At 69.2% G+C, this 21,403-nt stretch carries 19 protein-coding genes; 13 read left to right on the forward strand and 6 right to left on the reverse strand.

The genetic code is table 11. The features are described 5' to 3' along the window. Positions 1 to 45: 45 nt before the first annotated feature. From ACWDAG_RS02440 to ACWDAG_RS02460, 5 genes are all read left to right on the forward strand, one after another. Positions 46 to 1,728 (forward strand): thiamine pyrophosphate-binding protein, encoded by a 1,683-nt coding sequence (locus tag ACWDAG_RS02440; protein WP_450693704.1) that lies wholly within the window; start codon positions 46 to 48, stop codon positions 1,726 to 1,728. A gap of 11 nt (positions 1,729 to 1,739) precedes the next feature. Further along, positions 1,740 to 2,972, forward strand: a complete 1,233-nt coding sequence (gene frc / locus ACWDAG_RS02445; RefSeq protein ID WP_450693705.1) for a formyl-CoA transferase — start codon at positions 1,740 to 1,742, stop codon at positions 2,970 to 2,972. 4 nt (positions 2,973 to 2,976) lie between these two features. Next, on the forward strand, positions 2,977 to 5,121 hold the full coding sequence (locus ACWDAG_RS02450; RefSeq protein WP_450693943.1) for an acetate--CoA ligase family protein: 2,145 nt from the start codon (positions 2,977 to 2,979) through the stop codon (positions 5,119 to 5,121). Positions 5,122 to 5,242: 121 nt separating this feature from the next. Further along, the gene (locus ACWDAG_RS02455) at positions 5,243 to 6,631 is read left to right on the forward strand and encodes an OFA family MFS transporter (protein ID WP_450693706.1); all 1,389 of its coding nucleotides are present in this window, start codon (positions 5,243 to 5,245) and stop codon (positions 6,629 to 6,631) included. Between the two features lie 2 nt (positions 6,632 to 6,633). Beyond that, the gene (locus ACWDAG_RS02460; protein WP_450693707.1) at positions 6,634 to 8,025 is read left to right on the forward strand and encodes an OFA family MFS transporter; all 1,392 of its coding nucleotides are present in this window, start codon (positions 6,634 to 6,636) and stop codon (positions 8,023 to 8,025) included. A gap of 273 nt (positions 8,026 to 8,298) precedes the next feature. On the opposite strand, the gene ACWDAG_RS02465 is transcribed toward ACWDAG_RS02460, so the two are convergent. Together ACWDAG_RS02465 and ACWDAG_RS02470 are read right to left on the reverse strand one after the other, a co-directional pair. Then, on the reverse strand, positions 8,299 to 8,511 hold the full coding sequence (locus tag ACWDAG_RS02465; protein ID WP_450693708.1) for a hypothetical protein: 213 nt from the start codon (positions 8,509 to 8,511) through the stop codon (positions 8,299 to 8,301). Beyond that, positions 8,508 to 8,678, reverse strand: a complete 171-nt coding sequence (locus tag ACWDAG_RS02470) for a hypothetical protein (RefSeq protein WP_450693709.1) — start codon at positions 8,676 to 8,678, stop codon at positions 8,508 to 8,510. The genes ACWDAG_RS02465 and ACWDAG_RS02470 overlap by 4 nt, the downstream gene beginning before the upstream one ends. A gap of 130 nt (positions 8,679 to 8,808) precedes the next feature. Between ACWDAG_RS02470 and ACWDAG_RS02475 the strand changes: the two genes are divergently transcribed. From ACWDAG_RS02475 to ACWDAG_RS02490, 4 genes are all read left to right on the forward strand, one after another. Beyond that, a complete protein-coding gene (locus ACWDAG_RS02475; RefSeq protein ID WP_450693710.1) occupies positions 8,809 to 9,978 on the forward strand; it encodes a low temperature requirement protein A in 1,170 nt (389 codons plus the stop codon). A gap of 89 nt (positions 9,979 to 10,067) precedes the next feature. Further along, positions 10,068 to 10,550: a DUF4231 domain-containing protein gene (locus tag ACWDAG_RS02480; RefSeq protein WP_450693711.1), complete on the forward strand. Its 483-nt coding sequence runs from the start codon at positions 10,068 to 10,070 to the stop codon at positions 10,548 to 10,550. Positions 10,551 to 10,560: 10 nt separating this feature from the next. Continuing rightward, on the forward strand, positions 10,561 to 11,904 hold the full coding sequence (locus ACWDAG_RS02485; RefSeq protein ID WP_450693712.1) for a toll/interleukin-1 receptor domain-containing protein: 1,344 nt from the start codon (positions 10,561 to 10,563) through the stop codon (positions 11,902 to 11,904). Positions 11,905 to 11,907: 3 nt separating this feature from the next. Beyond that, entirely contained in the window at positions 11,908 to 12,216 is a 309-nt protein-coding gene (locus ACWDAG_RS02490) for a RyR domain-containing protein (RefSeq protein ID WP_450693713.1), read from the forward strand. A gap of 19 nt (positions 12,217 to 12,235) precedes the next feature. Here the strand turns inward: ACWDAG_RS02490 and ACWDAG_RS02495 are convergent, their stop codons facing one another. The 4 genes from ACWDAG_RS02495 to ACWDAG_RS02510 form a co-directional block, all read right to left on the reverse strand. Next, positions 12,236 to 12,910 (reverse strand): GntR family transcriptional regulator, encoded by a 675-nt coding sequence (locus ACWDAG_RS02495; RefSeq protein ID WP_450693714.1) that lies wholly within the window; start codon positions 12,908 to 12,910, stop codon positions 12,236 to 12,238. 139 nt (positions 12,911 to 13,049) lie between these two features. Then, positions 13,050 to 13,988: a beta-ketoacyl-ACP synthase III gene (locus tag ACWDAG_RS02500; protein WP_450693715.1), complete on the reverse strand. Its 939-nt coding sequence runs from the start codon at positions 13,986 to 13,988 to the stop codon at positions 13,050 to 13,052. Between the two features lie 147 nt (positions 13,989 to 14,135). Beyond that, positions 14,136 to 14,270: an MFS transporter small subunit gene (locus ACWDAG_RS02505; RefSeq protein WP_266962832.1), complete on the reverse strand. Its 135-nt coding sequence runs from the start codon at positions 14,268 to 14,270 to the stop codon at positions 14,136 to 14,138. After that, on the reverse strand, positions 14,239 to 15,573 hold the full coding sequence (locus ACWDAG_RS02510; protein WP_450693716.1) for an OFA family MFS transporter: 1,335 nt from the start codon (positions 15,571 to 15,573) through the stop codon (positions 14,239 to 14,241). The genes ACWDAG_RS02505 and ACWDAG_RS02510 overlap by 32 nt, the downstream gene beginning before the upstream one ends. 237 nt (positions 15,574 to 15,810) lie before the next feature. Between ACWDAG_RS02510 and ACWDAG_RS02515 the strand changes: the two genes are divergently transcribed. Genes ACWDAG_RS02515 through ACWDAG_RS02530 form a run of 4 tightly spaced genes read left to right on the forward strand, consistent with a single transcriptional unit; the run spans position 15,811 to position 21,403 of the window. Then, positions 15,811 to 16,782 (forward strand): 2-dehydropantoate 2-reductase, encoded by a 972-nt coding sequence (locus ACWDAG_RS02515; protein WP_450693717.1) that lies wholly within the window; start codon positions 15,811 to 15,813, stop codon positions 16,780 to 16,782. 16 nt (positions 16,783 to 16,798) lie between these two features. Continuing rightward, positions 16,799 to 18,718, forward strand: a complete 1,920-nt coding sequence (locus ACWDAG_RS02520) for a molybdopterin oxidoreductase family protein (protein ID WP_450693718.1) — start codon at positions 16,799 to 16,801, stop codon at positions 18,716 to 18,718. Between the two features lie 4 nt (positions 18,719 to 18,722). Further along, positions 18,723 to 20,546, forward strand: coding sequence for an NAD(P)H-dependent oxidoreductase subunit E (locus tag ACWDAG_RS02525; protein WP_450693719.1), 1,824 nt, complete (start codon positions 18,723 to 18,725; stop codon positions 20,544 to 20,546). Next, on the forward strand, positions 20,543 to 21,403 hold the full coding sequence (locus ACWDAG_RS02530) for a 2Fe-2S iron-sulfur cluster-binding protein (RefSeq protein WP_450693720.1): 861 nt from the start codon (positions 20,543 to 20,545) through the stop codon (positions 21,401 to 21,403). Before ACWDAG_RS02525 ends, ACWDAG_RS02530 begins: the two co-directional genes overlap by 4 nt.

A 21,403-nucleotide genomic window follows, 5' to 3' on the forward strand; every position in this document is an offset into this window, starting at 1 on the left:
CCGCGAGAGCAGTTCGAACCCCCTACGAAGGGACAGGACTTCGCCATGCCCGACGACACCCAGGACGTGATTTCCGGTGGTCATCTCGTTGCCAAGGCACTCAAGGCCGAGGGGGTCGACCGCATCTACACGTTGTGCGGCGGCCACATCATCGACATCTACGACGGCTGCGTCGACGAGGGCATAGAGGTCGTCGACGTCCGCCATGAGCAGGTCGCCGCCCATGCCGCCGACGGTTACGCCCGCCTCACCGGCAAACCCGGCTGCGCGGTCGTCACCGCGGGCCCGGGCACGACGGACGCCGTCACCGGTGTCGCCAACGCCTTCCGCGCGGAGTCCCCGATGCTGCTGATCGGCGGCCAGGGAGCCCTCACCCAGCACAAGATGGGATCCCTTCAGGACCTGCCGCACGTCGACATGATGACGCCGATCACCAAGTTCGCGGCGGCCGTGCCGGACACGGCGCGCGCGGCGGACATGGTGTCGATGGCGTTCCGCGAGTGCTACCACGGTGCGCCCGGCCCCTCCTTCCTGGAGATCCCGCGCGACGTCCTCGACGCCAAGGTGCCGGTGAGCAAGGCGCGCGTGCCGAAGCCCGGCGCCTATCGCGCCTCGACGCGCTCGGCCGGCGACCCCGAGGCCATCGAGAAGCTCGCCGACCTGCTCGCGCACGCCGAGAAGCCGGCCATCCTGCTCGGCAGCCAGGTGTGGACGACCCGCGGCACCGAGGCGGCCATCGAGCTCGTACGGACCCTCAACATCCCGGCGTACATGAACGGCGCCGGCCGCGGCACCCTGCCGCCCGGCGACCCGCACCACTTCCAGCTCTCGCGCCGGTACGCCTTCTCCAACGCCGACGTGATCGTCATCGTCGGCACACCCTTCGACTTCCGCATGGGCTACGGCAAGCGGCTTTCGCCGGACGCGACCGTCGTGCAGATCGACCTCGACTACCGCACCGTCGGCAAGAACCGGGACATCGACCTCGGCATCGTCGGCGACGCGGGCCTGGTGTTGAAGTCGGTCACCGAGGCTGCCTCAGGGCGCATCAACGGCGGGGCGGCGAAGCGCAAGGAGTGGCTCGACGAGCTGCGTGCCGCCGAGCAGACCGCCATTGAGAAGCGGCTGCCGAGCCTGAAGTCGAACGCCTCGCCGATCCACCCGTACCGCCTGGTCAGCGAGATCAACGACTTCCTCACCGAGGACTCCATCTACATCGGCGACGGCGGCGACATCGTCACCTTCTCCGGACAGGTCGTCCAGCCCAAGTCACCCGGGCACTGGATGGACCCGGGCCCCCTCGGCACCCTCGGCGTGGGCATCCCCTTCGTCCTCGCGGCCAAGCAGGCACGGCCCGACAAGGAGGTCGTCGCCCTCTTCGGCGACGGCGCCTTCTCCCTCACCGGCTGGGACTTCGAGACCCTCGTCCGCTACGACCTCCCCTTCGTCGGCATCGTCGGCAACAACTCCTCCATGAACCAGATCCGCTACGGCCAGGCCCAGAAGTACGGACTGGAACGCGAGCGGGTCGGCAACACCCTCGGCGACGTCCACTACGACAAGTTCGCGCGGATGCTGGGCGGTCACGGCGAGGAGGTCCGCGACCCCGCCGACATCGGCCCGGCGCTGCGGCGTGCCCGTGAGTCGGGCAAGCCGTCGCTGATCAACGTCTGGGTCGACCCGGACGCGTACGCCCCCGGAACCATGAACCAGACGATGTACAAGTGAGGTGAACGCCCGTGACCCGCAAGGCACTTGAGGGCATCCGCGTCCTCGACATGACCCACGTCCAGTCCGGGCCCTCCGCCACCCAGCTGCTCGCCTGGCTCGGGGCGGACGTGGTCAAGCTGGAGGCGCCGACCGGTGACATCACGCGGGGGCAGCTGCGCGACCTCCCGGACGTCGACTCCCTCTACTTCACGATGCTCAACTGCAACAAGCGGAGCATCACCCTGAACACCAAGACCGAGCGCGGCAAGGAGATCCTCACCGAGCTGATCCGGCGCTCCGACGTCATGGTCGAGAACTTCGGACCGGGCGCGGTCGACCGTATGGGCTTCACCTGGGACCGCATCCAGGAGATCAATCCGCGGATCGTCTATGCCTCCATCAAGGGGTTCGGGGACGGCCCGTACACCGACTTCAAGGCGTACGAGGTCGTCGCGCAGGCCATGGGCGGGTCGATGTCGACCACCGGTTTCGAGGACGGGCCGCCGCTGGCGACGGGGGCCCAGATCGGGGACTCGGGGACGGGGGTGCACGCCGTGGCGGGGATACTCGCGGCGCTGTTCCAGCGGGAGCACACCGGGCGCGGTCAGCGGGTGAACGTGGCCATGCAGCACGCTGTGCTCAACCTCTGCCGGGTGAAGCTGCGCGATCAGCAGCGCCTGGCCCACGGCCCGCTCGCTGAATATCCAAACGAGGACTTCGGCACCGAAGTTCCCCGGTCGGGGAACGCGTCCGGCGGCGGCCAGCCCGGCTGGGCGGTCAAGTGCGCGCCGGGCGGACCCAACGACTACGTGTACGTCATCGTGCAGCCCGTCGGCTGGAAGCCGCTCAGCGAGCTCATCGGCCGGCCGGAGCTTGCCGATGACCCCGAGTGGGCGACGCCCCAGGCCCGGCTGCCCAAGCTCAACAAGATGTTCCAGCTGATCGAGGAATGGTCCTCCACGCTTCCCAAGTGGGAGGTGCTGGCGCGGCTCAACGCCCACAACATCCCGTGCGGGCCGATCCTGTCCACCAAGGAGATCATCGAGGACGACTCGCTGATCGCCAACGAGATGGTCGTCACCGTGCCGCACCCCGAGCGCGGCGAGTTCACGACCGTGGGCAGCCCGCTGAAGCTCTCCGACTCCCCCGTCGAGGTGACCAGTTCACCCCTGCTCGGCGAGCACAACGAAGAGGTCTACATCGGCGAACTCGGCCTCGGCGACGAGGAACTGCGCCTGCTCAAGTCGAATGGAGTGATCTGACGTGATGGCCGAAGACCGGGAGCCGAGGGTGCGGTCGCTCCTCGACACTGTGCGGGCCGAGGGGCGCACCGCGCTCACCGCCCCCGAGGGCAAGGTGATCGCCGACGCGTACGGGATCGCCGTACCCGGCGAGGAACTCGCGACGGACGTCGACGAGGCCGTCTCGTACGCCGCGCGCTTCGGCGGACCCGTGGTGATGAAGATCGTCTCGCCGGACATCCTGCACAAGACCGACGCGGGTGGAGTGATCGTCGGGGTCGAGGGGGCGGCGGACGTCCGGGCGGCGTTCCACAAAATCATCGACAACGCGCGCGCGTACAACGCGTCCGCGCGCATCAAGGGCATACAGGTGCAGGAGTTGCTGCCCCAGGGGCAGGAGGTCATCGTCGGCGCGGTGACGGACCCGACCTTCGGGAAGGTGGTCGCCTTCGGGCTCGGCGGGGTGCTCGTCGAGGTCCTCAAGGACGTCACGTTCCGGCTGGCGCCCGTGAGCGCCGACGAGGCGCTGTCCATGCTGGACTCGATCCGCTCGGCGGAGATCCTGCACGGGGTGCGCGGCCGGGCGGGCGTGGACCGGTGGGCGATCGCCGAGCAGATCCGCCGGGTGTCGCAACTGGTCGCGGACTTCCCGGAGATCGCGGAGGTCGACCTCAACCCGGTGATCGCCACCCCTGAGGGCGCGATCGCCGCGGACATCCGGGTGATCCTCGCCGAGTCGGTGCCGAAGCCTCGCCGCACGTACACGCGCGAGGAGATCCTCACCTCCATGCGCCGTCTGATGCAGCCCTCGTCGGTCGCCGTCATCGGTGCCTCGGGCGAGCCGGGCAAGATCGGCAATTCGGTGATGCGCAACCTCATCGACGGCGGCTTCGCCGGAGAGATCCATCCGGTGAACCCCAAGGCCGATGACATTCTGGGCCGCAAGGCGTACAAGAGTGTCACGGACGTTCCCGGTGAGGTGGATGTGGCGGTCTTCGCTATCCCCGCCAGGTTCGTGGCCTCGGCGCTGGAGGAGGTGGGACGCAAGAAGATCCCCAACGCCGTGCTGATCCCCTCCGGGTTCGCGGAGACCGGCGAGCACGAGCTCCAGGAGGAGATCGTCGCGATCGCCGAACGGCACGGCGTGCGCCTCCTCGGGCCGAACATCTACGGCTACTACTCGACGTGGCAGGATCTGTGCGCCACGTTCTGCACGCCGTACGACGTCAAGGGCGGTGTCGCGCTGACCTCGCAGTCCGGTGGCATCGGGATGGCCATCCTGGGCTTCGCGCGCACCACGAAGACGGGTGTGTCGGCGATCGTGGGCCTGGGCAACAAGTCGGACCTGGACGAGGACGACCTGCTGACCTGGTTCGGCGAGGACCCGCACACCGAGTGCATCGCGATGCACCTGGAGGACCTCAAGGACGGCCGCGCCTTCGTGGAGGCCGCGCGGGCGACCGTGCCGAAGAAGCCGGTCGTGGTGCTCAAGGCGGGCCGTACGGCGGCGGGTGCGAAGGCCGCCGGTTCGCACACCGGGGCGCTGGCGGGCGACGACGCCGTGTACGACGACATCCTCAGGCAGGCGGGGGTCATCAGGGCGCCCGGACTGAACGACATGCTCGAGTACGCGCGCGCGTTGCCGGTGCTTCCGGCTCCCCGAGGTGACAACGTCGTGATCATCACCGGGGCCGGCGGCAGCGGTGTGCTGCTGTCCGACGCGGTGACCGACAACGGCCTGTCCCTGATGGAGATCCCGCCGGACCTGGACGAGGCCTTCCGCAAGTTCATCCCGCCCTTCGGAGCCGCGGGCAACCCGGTCGACATCACCGGGGGCGAGCCGCCGTCGACGTACGAGGCGACGATCCGGCTGGGTTTTCAGGACCCGCGCATCCACGCGCTCGTCCTCGGCTACTGGCACACCATCGTCACTCCCCCGATGGTCTTCGCGGAGCTCACCGCGCGCGTGGTGGCCGAGTTCCGCGAACGCGGCATCGAGAAGCCCGTGGTGGCCTCCCTCGCGGGCGACGTCGAGGTCGAGGAGGCCTGCCAGTACCTCTACGAGCGAGGGGTCGTGGCCTACCCGTACACGACCGAGAAGCCGGTGGCCGTACTCGGTGCGAAGTACCGGTGGGCACGGGCGGCGGGACTGTTGGGGGGCGGTTCATGAGGTGAGCGAAGCGCGGGGCCGGCCGACAGTGCGGTCGGTCGGCCCCCGGGACCCGTGCGCACGCGAAAGGCATTGGACAGGGGGCGCTGGCCAGAGCTTTCGATGCAAGGGGTGCTGAGCGATGACAACCACCGACCACACGACGTCCGTCCCCCACCGGGAGGTGACGGATCGCAACGGCCGCGTGTACCGGATCGGTGAGTCCGATACGGACGTCATGGGCCGAACACGCAAGTGGATGGTCGTCCTGCCCTGGGTGGGCATGATGGGCATCAGCTCCGCCGAGTACGCGTTCACGTCGGCGGAGGACACGCTCCACGAGGCTCATCTGTGGAGCAGCGGACACATCTTCTGGCTGATGGGCGTCTGGGTGTTCTTCCAGGCGGCCGTGGCCTTCCCCGCCGGGCAGTTGCGGGAGAGCGGCAGGCTGCCCGCCCGTACGGCGATGATGATCGGCGCCGTCGGCACCTTGCTGGGCTATCTGTCGCTGGCGTTCGCACCGACCGTGACCGTCGCGTATGTCGGCTTCGGCATGTGCAGCGGCATCGGCGCCGGCCTCGTCTACGCGACCTGCGTGAACATGGTCGGCAAGTGGTATCCGGAGCGCAAGGGCGGCAAGACGGGCTTCGTCAACGGCGGTTTCGCCTACGGGTCCGTGCCCTTCGTCTTCCTGTTCACCTCGTACATGGACCTGAGCAACTACCGGACCGTGCTCGCCTGCGTGGGCGTCGGGCTGTGCCTGGTGGTGGCCGCGGCCGGCCGGTTCTTCAAGGACCCGCCGAAGAACTGGTGGCCCGCGCACGTAGACCCGCTGAGGATGACCGCCGACCCGAAGATTCGCCGGGCGCTGGAGAAGAACCCGCCCGCCGTCAAGCAGTACACCCCCAAGGAGGCCGCCCGTACCCCTGTCCTGTGGATGATGTGGTTCTGTCTGCTGTGCACGGCCGGCATCAACATCTTCGGCATCGCCTTCCAGGTGCCGTTCGGCAAGGACATGGGCTTCGCGGGCGGGATCGTGGCCACGGCGATGTCCCTGAAGGCCATCGTCAACGGCACCGGGCGCGGTGTCATCGGCTGGATCTCCGACCGCTACGGCCGCCGCAACACACTGATCATCGTCTGCATCGTGCTCGGCACGGCGCAGTTCGGCGTGCTGGTCTCCGGCCAGACGGGCAGCATGCCGTTCTTCCTGTTCTGCTCCATGGTCTCCGGATTCGGCGGCGGGGCGATCTTCCCGCTGTTCGCGGCCATGACCGCGGACTACTTCGGTGAGAACAACAACGCCACCAACTACGGAATGGTCTACAGCTCGAAGCTGATCTCCGGACTCGTCGGCTCCGGCCTGGGCGCGGTCGTCGTCGGCGCATGGGACTACCACGGCGCGTTCGTGCTGGCGGGTTCCGTCGGCCTGGCCTCCGCGGTGCTGGCGCTCTTCCTCAAGTCCCCGGGACGGCCGAAGGCCCGGCGCATCGTCCCCAATCCGCACCCGCTCGGCGAGGAGATGGCATAACCATGACAGCAGACCCGCTCTCGGCCGATCCGACAGCCGCGAACCGTCCCTACCGTGAGGTGACCGACACCAGAGGCCGCGTCTACCGCATCGGCGAGACCGACCGGGACATCCTCGGCCACTCCCGCAAGCTCATGGTGTACCTCCCGTGGATCGCCATGATGGCCATCAGCGTCTTCGAATACGCGTACGGCTCCGCGGAGGACACGCTGTCCCACGCGCACGGCTGGACGCAGTCCAACACCTTCTGGATCCTCAGCGTCTGGGTGTTCTTCCAGGCCGGCATCGCCTTCCCGGCGGGCTGGCTGCGCGAGAAGGGCATCCTGACCGCCCGCAAGGCCATGTACACCGGCTCCGGGATGTGCCTGATCGGGTTCCTCGCCCTGTCGCATCTGAGCAATGTGTGGCTGGCGATCCTGGGCTTCGGTGTCGTCGGCGGGCTCGGCGCCGGCCTGGTCTACGCCACCTGCATCAACATGGTCGGCAAGTGGTTCCCCGAGCGCCGCGGCGCCCGCACCGGCTTCGTCAACGGCGGCTTCGCCTATGGGTCGCTGCCGTTCATCTTCATCTTCAACTACGCCTTCGACACCGGGAACTACCACCGCGTCCTGGACCTGATCGGCTGCTACATCATGATCGTGGTGTTCGGGTGTGCGTTCTTCTTCAAGGACCCGCCGAAGAACTGGTGGCCCGCGGACATCGACCCGCTGACCTTCTCCGGGGCCCGGAAGAGCGCGGAGAGCCTCGCCAAGAACCCGCCCGCGACGAAGCAGTACACGCCCAAGGAGGCCATCAGGACGGGCATGCTGCCGCTGATGTGGATCTCCATCGTGATGACGGCCGGTGTGTCGATCTTCGGGATCTCCTTCCAGGTCGACTACGCCAAGGAGGTCGGCTTCGGCCCCCTGGTGGCGGCGTCCTCCATGGGTGTCATGGCGGTCATCAACGGCATCGGACGCGGTGTGGTGGGCTGGCTGTCCGACAAGTGGGGCCGCAAGTCGACCCTGGTGTTCGTCATCGTCGTCCTGGGGCTTGCCCAGTTCGGTGTGATCCTGGCGGGCGAGACGAAGAACGAGTGGCTCTTCCTGTTCTTCGCCTTCCTCTCCGGCTTCGGCGGCGGCGCGTTCTACCCGATGTTCGCGGCGCTCACCCCGGACTACTTCGGGGAGAACTACAACGCCACCAACTACGGCCTGGTGTACAGCGGAAAGCTGGTCAGCGGCCTGTTCGGCGGCGGCCTCGGCTCCATGGTGGTCGCGGCCTGGGGCTACGACGGGGCGTACGCGCTGGCCGGCGGTGTCTCGATGGTCGCGGCGGCGATCGCCCTGCTGCTGCGGCAGCCGGGGCGCAGCAGCTCGGATGTGCCGACTCCGCAGCCGCAGCCCGCAGGTTGACGGCACGCGCGCGTGAGGCGGCCCGCTCCGGGATTGCGGGGGGCCGCCTCAGGCTGAACGGTCCCCTTCGGCAGACGGCGGGTCAGTCAGCGGAGACTGCAGGGCTCAGAGCGCGCGCCTGGTGCATTGAGCCGATGTCCTCTGCTGTCGCGGCGAAGAGCTCGGCCGCGTGGGCAGCGAGCATGCGCTGTTCGCCGGCCTCTGCCAATGGATCATTCCTCAGCGCCTCGACCTGGCGGGCGAACTCCGTTCGGGCCGACAGGCCTTGCGGGGTCAGTGCCGTGCACAGGCAGGGTTGTGTACCAGAGCGAGCCTGCCCTGGTGATCCGATGTCCGCTGATGCGGTCGCGGCAGCTTCGACGTGGGCAGTACCACCGAGAGGCGCTGGAACACCGTCACCAGGTTCAGTTGGCGGGGCCCGTCGGGGATTCCCCGCTCGAACAGCCGCAGCAGACTGCCGGTGAAGCCCGTATGACGGTCCGTCATGTCGTGGAGAGCCAGTCGAGGACCACGACGGACTGCTTGGGCTTCAGATAGCGCAGCCGCCTGAATACGGCGCTGACGGGCAGCCCCGTGCGCACCGCCTCGAAGCCGTCGTCGACCGAGCCGCACAGGGCGAGGAACAGTTCTTTGCGGCCACTGTCGTCATTCACCGACATCTGCATGGCGTGACCCACGTAGTAGTGACAGGACAAAGGAAAGTTGCGCGCCGCAGCCATGACAGGCTCATACGATCTGGTCAGCGCGTTCCAGGGGGAACGCCTGATCGATCCAGGGGGAGTCATGAACAGCGCAGTGGAGCAGGAGTCGGGTCGGAGAGTCACGACTCTCGAACTCTTCTTCGACCTCGTCTTCGTCTTCACCCTCACCCAGCTCACCGTGCTGCTCGCCGGCGACCTCACCTTCGCCACTGCGGGCCGGGTCGCGCTGATCTTCGTGGTGCTGTTCTGGATGTACGGCGCCTATGCGTACCTCACCAACCAGGTCCCGCCGGACCGCCCCTCCCGCCGGCTGCTGCTGATCCTGGGCATGGGCGCGTTCCTGGTGTGCGCCCTCGCCATCCCGCGCGTCTTCGACGACACCGGCGTGGTCTTCGGGCTCGGCTTCCTCGCGGTCGTGATCGTGCACACCGCGCTCTACACGCGCAGCCACGGGCGGGACTCGATCTGGTACGGCGTCCCGAACTCGCTGGCCGCCCTCGCCGTCACCGCGGCCGGTTTCTTCGACGGCCTCGCGGCGGACGGACTGTGGCTGCTCGTCCTCGCCCTCCAGTTCATGACGCCGTTCTTCGCCGAGCACGGGCCGGGCAGGGCCGACGGACGGCGGTCGGCGGCCGCCATGCGCGTCCAGCTGGGCAACCTGGACCCGGCGCACTTCGTGGAGCGCCACGGCCTGCTGCTGATCGTCGCGTTCGGCGAGTCCGTCATCGCGATCGGCACCGGAATCGGCCGACTGCCGCTCACACCTGGCCTGGTCGGTGGCGCGTTCCTCTCGCTGGCCCTCGCGGTCGCGCTGTGGTGGACGTACTTCGTGCGGGACGAGGAGGAGGCCGAGGCGGCGTTCCGGGCCACGCCGGCGCCGAGCCGGTGGCGGCTGGCGATGAACGCGTACTACTACTCCTTCCTGCCGATGCTGCTCGGCATCGCCTACCTGGCCACGGGCGTGAAGAAGACGCTGGGCCATCTCACGGAACACCTGCACACAGGCCCGGCGCTGGCTCTCGCGGGTGGTGTGGCGCTCTTCCTCGCCGGGGACGTGGCGTTCCGCGCGGTCCTGCGCCTGCACCCCCTGCGCTTCCGCGCGACGGCCGCACTCGTCACCCTGGCGACCGCGCTCCTCGGCGTCCGTGCCTCGGCGGTCGCCGAACTCTTCGCCCTGGTCGCGGTGTTGGTGGCCATGCTGGCGGTCGAGGCGCGGTCCGCCCGGCGGCCGGCGGCCGCCGCCGTGTCCTGACCGGCGTACTCCCTTCCGCGCAAAGGGGGTTGAAACGGTCCGCGATTGGCTACCCTGTGCCTGCCACAGAAGTGCTTCGGGGGACACGAATGGCTGACGAACTCTCACCTGCCGAGCCCGCACCTGACGCCCTCCCACCCGACGAGCGGCGCCCCGGCTACGCGATGCGGGTGGCGGACGGGTCGTACGACTGGTACCGCGCCGCGGCGATCAAGGCCCGCCGCTACTTCCGGCTCAGCGAGACCCTGCTGCTGCTCATCTCCGCGGCGATCCCGGTCTCGGCCGTCATCTCACCCGAGAACGCGCAGATGCCCGCGGTGCTCGGCGGGGTCATCGTGGTGATCACCGGCCTGCGTTCGGTCTTCCACTGGCAGGACGACTACCTGCGCTTCAGCGAGGCCCGCGAGGCAGTGGAGGCGGAACGCCGTCTCTACCGCACCGGCGCCGAGCCATATCACGACCCGGACACCCGTGACAGAGTGCTCGCCGCCAGCGTCACCCGCATCGAGCAGCGGGAGATGGGCACTTGGGTACAGCTGGCCAGCCCGCGCACCGACGCCCCGGCGAAGTGACGGTCAGGCCATGAGCACGGTGCGTCGGATCCCCACCTACTTCAGCCACAGCTACCGGCGCGAGGACCGTGACGTCAACGAGTTCTTCTGGCGCACCTTCGACGCGCACCACTTCGGGTTCACCGTCGACCCGCAGTCCGGGCCGCTGTCGACGTGCCACCTGGAGATGGTGATGCGGCGCAGCGCCTGCTTCGTGGCCGTGGTGACCCTGCGCCGACAGCAACACACCTACAAGTGCTCGCCGTTCATCGTCTACGAGTACGGTCTCGCGGTCCGGGCGCGCAAGCCCCGTATCGTCTTCGCCGAGAAGGGGGTGCCCGCGCACCTCTTCCCGGAGGCCACCGAGCGGTTCGTCTTCGACCGGGACGACCTGGACACGTACGACGGCTTCGAGCAGCCGGTGCGCCGACTGCTGCTGCAGTCCCAGGGCTACTCCTCCGTGGGCGACCAGCTCATCGGCGAGGTGGGCCTGGCGCTTCCGGACACGGCCGCCTACCGCACGGCGGTACCGCTGGTGACCCAGGTTCTGCAGAGGTTCGGCTACGCCGTCAGCAGGGTGAACCTCGACTTCCGGGACCCCGGCATCCTTCCCTTCCAGCTGGACCGCTTCGACTTCGTGGTGGTCGACGTGGCCTCCGCGCGGCTCCCCAAGTGGCTCTACCCCTTGCTGTTCGGCCGCTTCATCCCCACCCTCAACCTCCTCCACCACGAAAGGGAGGAGCGGGCGGACCGGCGCGTGCCCGCCATGGTCGTCGGGGAGATCCTGCGCGATGCGACCGAGTCCCAGGATCCCGTCCTGTGGTGGCGAGACCCCGCTGAGCTTGTCGCCGCGCTGGAGCGGCAGCTGGACCGCTTCGACCTGCCCCGTCACCAGTTCCGCACCCTCGACGAGGGCATCGGGTACATCCGCAGCACCGGGAGGGCCCACGGCCGTATCTTCCTGAGCACGGCCGGGCCGGACAACGCGCTGTCGCGGGAGCTCGGGCGCGCCCTGAAGCTGCACAACTTCGACTTCTTCCACTACGTGTACAACAACACGATCCCGAAGGGGTCGAACTGGCAGGTCCGCCTCGAGGAGCAGCTCGCCGCCAGCCAGGTGTTCGTCCCGCTGGTGAGCGAGGCGTATTGGCGCAGCGAGTGGTGCAAGCGGGAGCTGGCGACGGCACGAGAGCTGAGCGACCAAGGGCGCCTGACGATCATCCCCTATTTCCTGGACGGCAGTTCGGGGGAGACGATTCCCGAACAAGGCACGGACATCGCCGACATGACGGAGGCTCAGCAGGTCTCCCAGATCGTGGGTGACATGGACGTCCACTTCGCCGACAGCCCCACTGCGGACGGTTCGGAGGGCTGAGGCATGCGGGAATCCGGTGGCTGGACACCCCGTCCGGTCGACACGGACGCGGCCGAACTCGGCCCGGATCTCCTCGCGTTGGTCGAGCTCCTCGCCGAGAACGCGCACGACCGCTGGGCCCTGCGTCGCATCGCCGAGGGCTGGCGGTACGGGCAGTCACGGGACGACGAGAAGCTCACGCACCCGCTGCTCGTGCCCTACGCCGACCTGCCGGAATCCGAGAAGGAGTACGACAGGGAACTCGCCGTGGAGACCCTCAAGGTGATCCTCGCCCTCGGGCACCGCATCCTGCCGCCGCCCCGCCCGGCCTAGGGTCTGCTCGGCCCGGCGGTCACTTCGCCCGCTCGTGGTACGAGCGTCGCGTGTGCTCCGTGTGCTCCCGCATCAGCTGCGTGGCCCGCTGCTCGTCACGGTCCGAGATCGCGGCGATCAGCTCCCGGTGCTCGATCCAGGACTGCTGTCCGCGCTGCCGGGCGATCGGCGTGTAGTACCAGCGCACCCGGCGGTCGACCTGGGCCGCCAGTTCGGCGAGGACCGCGTTGCCCGCCAGTTCCATGATCTTCGCGTGGAAGCGGGCGTTCATCGTGACGGCGCCGTCCACGTCGTCCGCGGCGACGGCCTTCTCGCCCTCCGTGCAGAGTTCCTCCAGCACCGAGATGCCGCCGCTGCCCGCGTTGGCGGCGGCGAGCCGGGCCGCCTCGGCCTCCAGCAGTGTGCGGACGGTGAGGAGCTGGTCGGCCTCCGCCTCCGTCGGCTCGTGCACGAACGCGCCCTGGGCGGGCCGCAGATCGACCCACCCCTCGGTGTTCAGCCGCTGCAGCGCCTCCCGCACGGGCTGCCGGGACACCCCGAGGTGGCCGGCGAGCTCGCTCTCGACGAGGTGCTGGCCGGGCTGCAGGGCGCGCGTGGTGATCAGTTCGAGGAGCGCCTCGTAGACGCGGTCGCGCAGTGGGCCGGGCCGTTCGAGCTTGGGTACCGCACCCTGCGGCAGTCCTGTCGACAACATCGGTCGGTCCCCCTCCTGAGCAGCGCGGAGCAACTGCAGCCGGAAAGCCAGTATGGATTGTCTTTCGTCTACAGTCTACGGCGCACCGTGGCCAGGGGTACGGGTGGTCGAGTGCGTCACATCGGGCCGTACGCGCAGGTCAGGGACAGCGGACGACCTGTCCGGCGTACGACAGGTTCCCGCCGAAGCCGAACAGCAGCACCGGGTCCCCGCTGGAGACGGCGCCCCGTTCGACGAGCTTGGAGAACGCGAGCGGGATGCTCGCCGCCGAGGTGTTCCCGGACTCGGCGACATCCCGCGCGACGACGGCGTTGACGGCGCCGATCTTCTCGGCGAGGGGCTCGATGATCCGCAGGTTCGCCTGGTGCAGGACGACTGCGGCGAGGTCCTCGGGGGCGAGCCCGGCGCGCTCGCAGGCCCTGCGTGCGATGGGTGGCAGCTGGGTGGTGGCCCAGCGGTAGACGCTCTGCCCCTCCTGTGCGAACCGCGCGGGTGTGCCCTCGATGCGTACCGCGTGCCCCATTTCGGGCACGGAGCCCCACAGCACGGGCCCGATGCCGGGCTCGTCGGCGGCTTCCACGACGGCGGCCCCCGCCCCGTCGCCGACGAGGACGCAGGTGGTTCGGTCGCTCCAGTCGGTCACATCGGACATCTTGTCGGCGCCGATGACCAGCGCACGCATCGAGGCACCCGCCCGGACCGCATGGTCGGCGGTGGCCAGGGCATGGGTGAACCCGGCGCACACGACGTTGACGTCCATCGCGGCGGGCGAGGGGATGCCGAGCCGGGCGGCGACCCGGGCGGCCATGTTGGGCGAGCGGTCCACGGCGGTGGAGGTGGCGACCAGTACGAGGTCGATGTCGCCCGGCGCGAGACCGGCCGCGGCGAGCGCCTTGGCGGCGGCATGGGCGGCGAGCTCGTCGACCGGCTCGTCGGGCCCGGCGATGTGCCGCGTACGGATGCCCACCCGGGACGTGATCCACTCGTCACTGGTGTCGACCAGGCCCGCCAGGTCCTCGTTGGTGAGCACCTTGGCGGGCTGGTAGTGGCCGACGGCGGCGATGCGCGAGCCGTTCATTGGGGTCCCCCTCGTTGCCTTGGGTAGCGGGATCCACCAGTCTGATCAGTGACTCACGGGTACGACGGCAGCCAAGACGACAGGATTCGGGCGCCAGGGTTGTCGGCTTCTGTCAGGCCTTCGGACGCCCGAACACTTCCCGAACAGTCACCCGGTGAACAGCTTGGTCGCCTTCTGTACGAGCTCGTACACCCCGTAGGCGAGCGGTGCCCCGACCCACAGCCAGGCGAAGGCGATCAGCGGGCGCCGGTCAGGCGGACTCTGACTGCTGTCGTTCGACATCGACGGTCTCCTCCCTGGGGGCGGGGATGTGGTGGCGGGCGTTGACGGGCCGGACGAGTTCGTTGGCGACGAAGCCCACGACGAGCAGGCCGATCATGATGATGAAGGAGAGGCTGTAGAGGGACGCGCCGCTCTTGCCGTCGGCCTTCTGGTGGTCGGCGATCCAGTTCACGATCAGCGGTCCGAGGACGCCGGCCGTGGACCAGGCGGTGAGCAACCGGCCGTGGATGGCGCCGACTTGATACGTGCCGAAGAGGTCCTTCAGATAGGCCGGGATGGTCGCGAAACCGCCGCCGTAGAAGGACAGGATCACCATCGCGCACAGGATGAACAGCGGCTTGGAGGAGTCGCCGAACAGGGCGATCAGCGCGTACATCAGCGCACCGAAGCCCAGGTAGACGCGGTAGATGTTCTTGCGTCCGATCAGGTCGGAGGTGGACGACCAGCCGATGCGGCCCGCCATGTTGGCGGCGGAGAGCAGCGCCACGAAACCGGCCGAGGCCGAGACCGACACGGGGGTCGACGTGTTCTTGAAGAAGTCCTGGATCATCGGCGCGGCCTTCTCCAGGATGCCGATGCCGGCGGTCACGTTCATACAGAGCACGACCCACAGACACCAGAACTGCGGGGTGCGGACGGCCGTGTTGGCGGAGACCTGCGGCCCCTGGAACGCACTCGGCGCACCCTCGACCGGCCGCTCGCTGCGCGGCACCCGCACCAGCAGCACGCCGAGCGACATGAAGACGGCGTACGACAGCCCGAGCACGAGGAACGCGAGCGCGATGCCGGAGCTGTCGGTGCCGAAGGACTCCAGCATCTGCGCGGACCACGGTGAGGCGATGAGCGCGCCGCCGCCGAAGCCCATGATCGCGATGCCCGTGGCCATGCCGGGCCTGTCGGGGAACCACTTGATCAGCGTGGAGACGGGCGAGATGTAGCCGATGCCGAGGCCGATGCCGCCGACGAAGCCGTAGCCGAGGACGATCAGCCAGTACTGCTCGGTGGCGGCGCCCAGCGCGGATATCAGGAAGCCGGACGAGAAGCAGACCAGGGCGACGGTCATCGCCCAGCGCGGCCCGTTGCGCTCCACCAGCGTGCCGCCGAACGCGGCCGACAGTCCCAGCATGACGATGGCGAGCTGGAAGGGCAGCGCGCTCTGGGTTCCGCTGAGGCCGAGCGAGGACTCCAGGGGCGGCTTGAAGACACTCCAGGCGTAGGCCTGGCCGATGGAGAGATGGACGGAGAGAGCGGCGGGGGGAACCAGCCAGCGGCTCCAGCCGGCCGGTGCGACAGGGGGACTCATGATCCCGAACGTAAGGGAGCGGCAAGGGAATTGAGAAGGCGGCACGTCGACCGTATGCGATGAACGGTATGCGGGACGCGCCGAACGGTCGGACCGACCGGTATTCCGAACCCTGCGCGAACCCTTGCTGGGTCCATCCCCATACTGTAGACAATATTCAGTCGACAGTGTTCGGCAGAGTTCGACTGTGCGGCACATCTCCGCGGTATTCCCTCGACCGAACGGAGCTCCCTCGTCATGAAAGTCGCAGTTCTCGGCGCCGGTGCGATCGGCGCCTACGTCGGTGCCGCGCTCCATCGCGCCGGCGCCGATGTGCATCTCGTCGCCCGTGGACCGCACTTGGCGGCCATGAGGCAGCACGGAGTACGGGTGCTCAGCCCGCGCGGCGACTTCACCGCGCACGCCCACGCCACCGACGACCCGGCCGAGATCGGCCCGGTCGACTTCGTCTTCCTGGGCCTGAAGGCCAACTCGTACGCGGCGTGCGGGCCGCTGATCGAGCCCCTTCTGCACGACGGCACGGCGGTGATCGCCGCCCAGAACGGCATCCCCTGGTGGTACTTCCACCGGCACGGCGGCCCCCACGACGGCCACCGCATCGAGAGCGTGGACCCGGACGGCGCGGTCAGTGCGGTGCTCGCGCCCGAACGGGCCGTCGGATGTGTCGTCTACGCGGCCACCGAGCTCGAAGGACCCGGCGTCGTACGGCACCTGGAAGGCACCCGGTTCTCCATCGGGGAGCCCGACCGCAGCGTGTCCAAGCGCTGTCTGGCCTTCAGCGAGGCCATGGTCGCCGGTGGCCTGAAGTGCCCGGTCGAGCCGGAGCTGCGGGGCGACATCTGGGTCAAGCTGCTCGGCAACATCTCCTTCAACCCGATCAGCGCGCTGTCCCGCGCCACCATGCGGCAGATGTGTCTGCACGGCGGCACCCGCAAGGTCATCGAGACCATGATGGCCGAGACCCTCGCCGTCGCCGAGGCGCTCGGCTGCGAGGTCGGCGTCTCCATCGAACGCCGGCTGGCCGGCGCCGAACGCGTCGGCGACCACCGCACCTCCACGCTCCAGGACCTGGAGCGCGGCAAGCCGCTCGAACTCGACGTCCTGCTCGCGGCCGTCGTCGAGTTGGCGGAGATCACCGGCGTCGAGGTGCCCACCCTGCGCACCGTGCACGCCATCTCGGACCTGCTCGCCCTGAGGAGCGCCGCATGAAATCTGGGGGCCTCACATGAGGAAACGGCAACCGAAGACCTACACCCGATTGACTCACCCCCTCGTCCGCGACTCCCGTGACGAGCCGTTGCGGCAGGCGAGCTGGGAGGAGGCCCTGGACCGCGCGGCCCGCGGCCTCGAACGAAACCGCGGTGCGTTCGGCATGTTCTCCTGTGCCCGCGCGACCAACGAGATGAACTACGTGGCCCAGAAGTTCGCGCGGGTCGTGATGGGCACCAACAACGTCGACTCCTGCAACCGGACGTGTCACGCCCCCAGCGTGGCCGGTCTGAGCGCCGCGTTCGGCTCGGGCGGCGGCACCTCCTCGTACGAGGAGATCGAGCACACCGACGTGATCGTGATGTGGGGCTCCAACGCCCGCTTCGCACACCCGATCTTCTTCCAGCACGTCCTGAAGGGCATCAGGAACGGCGCCCGGCTGTACGCCGTCGATCCGCGCCGTACGTCGACCGCCGAGTGGGCGGAGAGCTGGCTCGGCCTGAACGTCGGCACCGACATCCCGATGGCGCACGCGATCGGCCGCGAGATCATCCACGCGGGCCTGGCCAACGAGGCGTTCATCGAGCGGGCGACGACCGGCTTCGAGGAATACAAGGCGCTGGTCGAGCCGTGGACGGCGTCCCTCGCCGAGAAGGTGACGGGCGTACCGGCGCGTGCCATAAGGGAGTTGGCGCACGCCTACGCCCGCGCGGAGCGCGCCCAGCTGTGCTGGACCCTCGGCATCACGGAGCACCACAACGGCACCGACAACGTCCGGGCACTGATCAACCTCTCCCTGCTGACCGGTCAAGTGGGGCGCTACGGCGCCGGGTTGCAGCCCCTGCGCGGCCAGAACAACGTGCAGGGCGGCGGCGACATGGGCGCGATCCCGAACCGCCTGCCCGGCTTCCAGGACATCCTCGACCCGGACTCCCGGCTGAGGTTCGAGTCGGCCTGGGACACCGTCATCCAGCCGCACTACGGGCTGAACCTGACGGAGATGTTCGAGGCGATGGAGGAGGGCTCCCTCAGGGCCGTCTACTGCATCGGCGAGAACCCCGCACAGTCGGAGGCCGACAGCGAGCAGGCCGTACGCCGGATGCGGCAGCTCGACTTCCTCGTCGTCCAGGACATCTTCCTCACCAGGACCGCCGAGCTGGCGGACGTCGTCCTGCCCGCCACCGCCGGCTGGGCGGAGACCGACGGCACAACGACCAACAGCGAGCGGCGGGTTCAGCGCGTGCGCCGGGCGGTCACCCCGCCCGGCGAGGCGCGCGAGGACATCGTCATCATCTGCGAGCTGGCGACGCGCCTCGGCCACGACTGGAAGTACGCCGACGCCGAGGCCGTCTGGAACGAGCTGCGCTCGGTCTCTCCGGACCACTACGGGATGACGTACGAACGCCTGGAGGAGCACCAGGGCATCCAGTGGCCGTGCCCGAGCACCGAGGAGGTCGAACCGACCTATCTGCACGGCCGGTTGTGGGACAAGGACCCGGACCGGCGCGGGATGCCGGCGCCCTTCGGGATCGTCCAGCACGATCCGCCCGTGGACCTCACCGACGAGGACTACCCGATCCGGCTGACGACCGGGCGGCGCCTCGACTCGTACAACACCGGTGTCCAGAGCGGCGGTTTCGCCTCCCCGCTCCGGCGCGGAGAGTACATCGAGCTGTGCCCGGAGGACGCCGAGCGCTACGGGGTCGTGGTCGGCGAGGAGGTCCAGGTGTCCTCGCGACGGGGGTCGGTCGTGGCGCCGGTATGGGTCGACATGGCCCTTCGCCCCGGGCTCGCCTTCATGACCATGCACTTTCCCGACGAGGTGGACACCAACCAGCTGACGATCGAGGCGAACTGCCCGATCGCGGGGACGGCGGAGTTCAAGGCGTCGGCGATCCGGATCGAGAAGCTCCCCGTCGCGACCATCGTGAGGTGACCTGGTGGATCTGCACTTCGGCGACAGCAAGCCGACGGACGACGAACGGGCCGCCGTGGACGCCCTGTTGGGCCCTCCCGAGTCCTCCTGGGAGGGGGCCGACCGCTCCGACGCCGACCTGCGGTGGGCCCGCGGCGGCCGCGCGGCCCGGGAACGACGCGACCTGCTGCTGCCGGGGCTGCACGCGATCAACGACCGGGTCGGCTGGATCAGCGAGGGCGCCCTCGACCACCTGTGCCGGCGGCTGACCGTCCCGCCCGCGGAGGCGTACGGCGTCGCCACCTTCTACGCCATGTTCTCGGTGCGGCCCCGCCCCGCCACCGTGCTGCACGTGTGCACGGACCTGGCCTGCGCTGCCGCCGGGGCGCCCGAGCTGTGCGCCGGGATCGAGGCGCGGCTGGGCCCGGACAGCGGGGTGAGCGTCGAGCGCAGCCCCTGCCTCGGCCTGTGCGAGCGGGCCCCGGCGGCCCTCGCGATCAAGGCGGGGGACCCGGTGCGTACGGCGGTGTCGGCGCCCGCGACGGTCGAGGCGGCCGTACTCGCCGCGAGCGCACCCGACTCGGCGCCGGAGGAACCGCCGGCGGCGATGGCGGTGCCCCAAGCCGGACAGGACGGGCTTGTCCTGCTTGGGCGGGTCGGCGTGGTCGACCCGGAAAGTCTCGACGACTACCGGGCCCACGGCGGCTACACCGCCCTGCGCCGGGCCTTCGCGCTCGGCCCCGCCGGAGTCATCCGCGAGGTCACCGACTCCGGCCTGGTCGGGCGCGGCGGCGCCGCCTTCCCCACCGGCCGCAAATGGCAGGCCACGGCGTCGCAGCCCGACCACCCGCACTACCTCGTCTGCAACGCCGACGAATCGGAGCCTGGCACCTTCAAGGACCGCGTGCTCATGGAAGGGGACCCGTACGCGCTGGTCGAGGCGATGACCATCGCCGGGTACGCGACCGGCGCGCACCAGGGGTACGTGTATCTGCGCGGCGAGTACCCGCGGGCCCTGCGCCGACTGGAGCACGCGATCGCGCAGGCACGCGCGCGTGGCTTCCTCGGCGACGACGTCCTCGGCCAGGGCTACGCCTTCGACATCGAGATCCGGCGCGGTGCCGGCGCCTACATCTGCGGCGAGGAGACGGCCCTGTTCAACTCCATCGAGGGCTACCGCGGCGAGCCGCGCTCGAAGCCGCCCTTCCCGGTGGAGAAGGGCCTGTTCGGCAAGCCCACGGTCGAGAACAACGTGGAGACGCTGGTCAACGTCCTGCCGATCCTGACCATGGGCGCCCCGGCCTACGCGGCGATCGGCACCGGGAGGTCCACCGGGCCGAAGCTGTTCTGCGTCTCGGGCAGCGTGAACCGGCCGGGCATCTACGAGCTGCCGTTCGGGGCGACACTCGGCGACCTGCTCATCCGGGCCGGGGTGCGGGAGCGGCTGCGGGCGGTGCTCCTCGGCGGCGCGGCGGGCGGCTTCGTACGGCCGGACGAACTGGACATCCCGCTCACCTTCGAAGGCACCCGCGAGGCGGGCACCACGCTCGGCTCCGGTGTCGTCATGGCCTTCGACGACACCGTCCCGCTGCCTCGGCTGCTGCTGCGCATCGCCGAGTTCTTCCGCGACGAGTCGTGCGGCCAGTGCGTGCCCTGCCGGGTCGGAACCGTGCGCCAGGAGGAGGCGCTGCACCGGATCGCCGAGCGCACGGGCGCTGCGGCCGCCGACGACATCGCCCTGCTCAGGGAGGTCGGCCGCGCCATGCGGGACGCCTCGATCTGCGGCCTGGGACAGACCGCGTGGAACGCCGTGGAATCCGCCATCGACCGTCTGGGGGCGTACCAATGACCGTGACACCGCTGGGGATACCGCGCCGGCTGCTGGAGTTCACCCTCGACGGGGAGCCGGTGCGCGCTCCCGAGGGTTCGACGATCCTCGACGCCTGCCGGGCGATGGGGAAGGACATCCCGACCCTGTGCCAGGGGGACACGCTGCGACCCAAGAACGCGTGCCGCGTCTGCATGGTCGAGGTGGAGGGATCCAGGACCCTGGTCCCGGCCTGCTCCCGCAGGGCCGAGCCCGGCATGGAGATCCGCACCGACACGGAGCGCGCCCGGCACAGCCGCAAGGTCGTCCTCGAACTCCTCGCCTCCTCGGTCGACTTGTCGACGACTCCACAGGTTGCTGAATGGATCAAGGAGTACGAGGCGAAGCCGGACCGGTTCGGCCCGGACGCGGCCCGCCTGAACGAGGAACCCAAGGTCGACAACGCTCTGTACGTACGCGACTACGACAAGTGCATCCTCTGCTACAAGTGCGTGGACGCCTGCGGCGACCAGTGGCAGAACACCTTCGCGATCTCGGTCTCCGGCCGGGGCTTCGACGCCCGGATCGCCGTGGAACATGATGCGCCGCTCACCGACTCCGCGTGCGTGTACTGCGGCAACTGCATCGAGGTGTGCCCGACGGGGGCGCTGTCGTTCAAGTCGGAGTTCGACATGCGCGCGGCGGGTACGTGGAACGAGTCGGTACAGACGGAGACGACCACCGTGTGCGCGTACTGCGGAGTGGGCTGCAACCTCACTCTCCACGTGCAGGACAATGAAATCGTGAAGGTCACCTCACCGCACGACAACCCGGTGACCCACGGCAACCTCTGCATCAAGGGCCGCTTCGGCTACCAGCACGTACAGAACCGGGACTGA

The organism is Streptomyces sp. NPDC001157 (genome assembly GCF_053598255.1).

What these genes read in the sequence shown, in the direction of transcription:
- ACWDAG_RS02465 (WP_450693708.1), bottom strand. Translation starts at nt 8,511, where the DNA reads ATGACGGACCGTCATACGGGCTTCACCGGCAGTCTGCTGCGGCTGTTC.
- ACWDAG_RS02490 (WP_450693713.1), top strand. Translation starts at nt 11,908, where the DNA reads ATGCGGGAATCCGGTGGCTGGACACCCCGTCCGGTCGACACGGACGCG.
- ACWDAG_RS02480 (WP_450693711.1), top strand. Translation starts at nt 10,068, where the DNA reads ATGGCTGACGAACTCTCACCTGCCGAGCCCGCACCTGACGCCCTCCCA.
- ACWDAG_RS02455 (WP_450693706.1), top strand. Translation starts at nt 5,243, where the DNA reads ATGACAACCACCGACCACACGACGTCCGTCCCCCACCGGGAGGTGACG.
- ACWDAG_RS02485 (WP_450693712.1), top strand. Translation starts at nt 10,561, where the DNA reads ATGAGCACGGTGCGTCGGATCCCCACCTACTTCAGCCACAGCTACCGG.
- ACWDAG_RS02495 (WP_450693714.1), bottom strand. Translation starts at nt 12,910, where the DNA reads ATGTTGTCGACAGGACTGCCGCAGGGTGCGGTACCCAAGCTCGAACGG.
- ACWDAG_RS02530 (WP_450693720.1), top strand. Translation starts at nt 20,543, where the DNA reads ATGACCGTGACACCGCTGGGGATACCGCGCCGGCTGCTGGAGTTCACC.
- ACWDAG_RS02450 (WP_450693943.1), top strand. Translation starts at nt 2,977, where the DNA reads ATGGCCGAAGACCGGGAGCCGAGGGTGCGGTCGCTCCTCGACACTGTG.
- ACWDAG_RS02500 (WP_450693715.1), bottom strand. Translation starts at nt 13,988, where the DNA reads ATGAACGGCTCGCGCATCGCCGCCGTCGGCCACTACCAGCCCGCCAAG.
- ACWDAG_RS02460 (WP_450693707.1), top strand. Translation starts at nt 6,634, where the DNA reads ATGACAGCAGACCCGCTCTCGGCCGATCCGACAGCCGCGAACCGTCCC.
- ACWDAG_RS02475 (WP_450693710.1), top strand. Translation starts at nt 8,809, where the DNA reads ATGAACAGCGCAGTGGAGCAGGAGTCGGGTCGGAGAGTCACGACTCTC.
- ACWDAG_RS02505 (WP_266962832.1), bottom strand. Translation starts at nt 14,270, where the DNA reads ATGTCGAACGACAGCAGTCAGAGTCCGCCTGACCGGCGCCCGCTGATC.
- ACWDAG_RS02515 (WP_450693717.1), top strand. Translation starts at nt 15,811, where the DNA reads ATGAAAGTCGCAGTTCTCGGCGCCGGTGCGATCGGCGCCTACGTCGGT.
- ACWDAG_RS02440 (WP_450693704.1), top strand. Translation starts at nt 46, where the DNA reads ATGCCCGACGACACCCAGGACGTGATTTCCGGTGGTCATCTCGTTGCC.
- ACWDAG_RS02510 (WP_450693716.1), bottom strand. Translation starts at nt 15,573, where the DNA reads ATGAGTCCCCCTGTCGCACCGGCCGGCTGGAGCCGCTGGCTGGTTCCC.
- ACWDAG_RS02520 (WP_450693718.1), top strand. Translation starts at nt 16,799, where the DNA reads ATGAGGAAACGGCAACCGAAGACCTACACCCGATTGACTCACCCCCTC.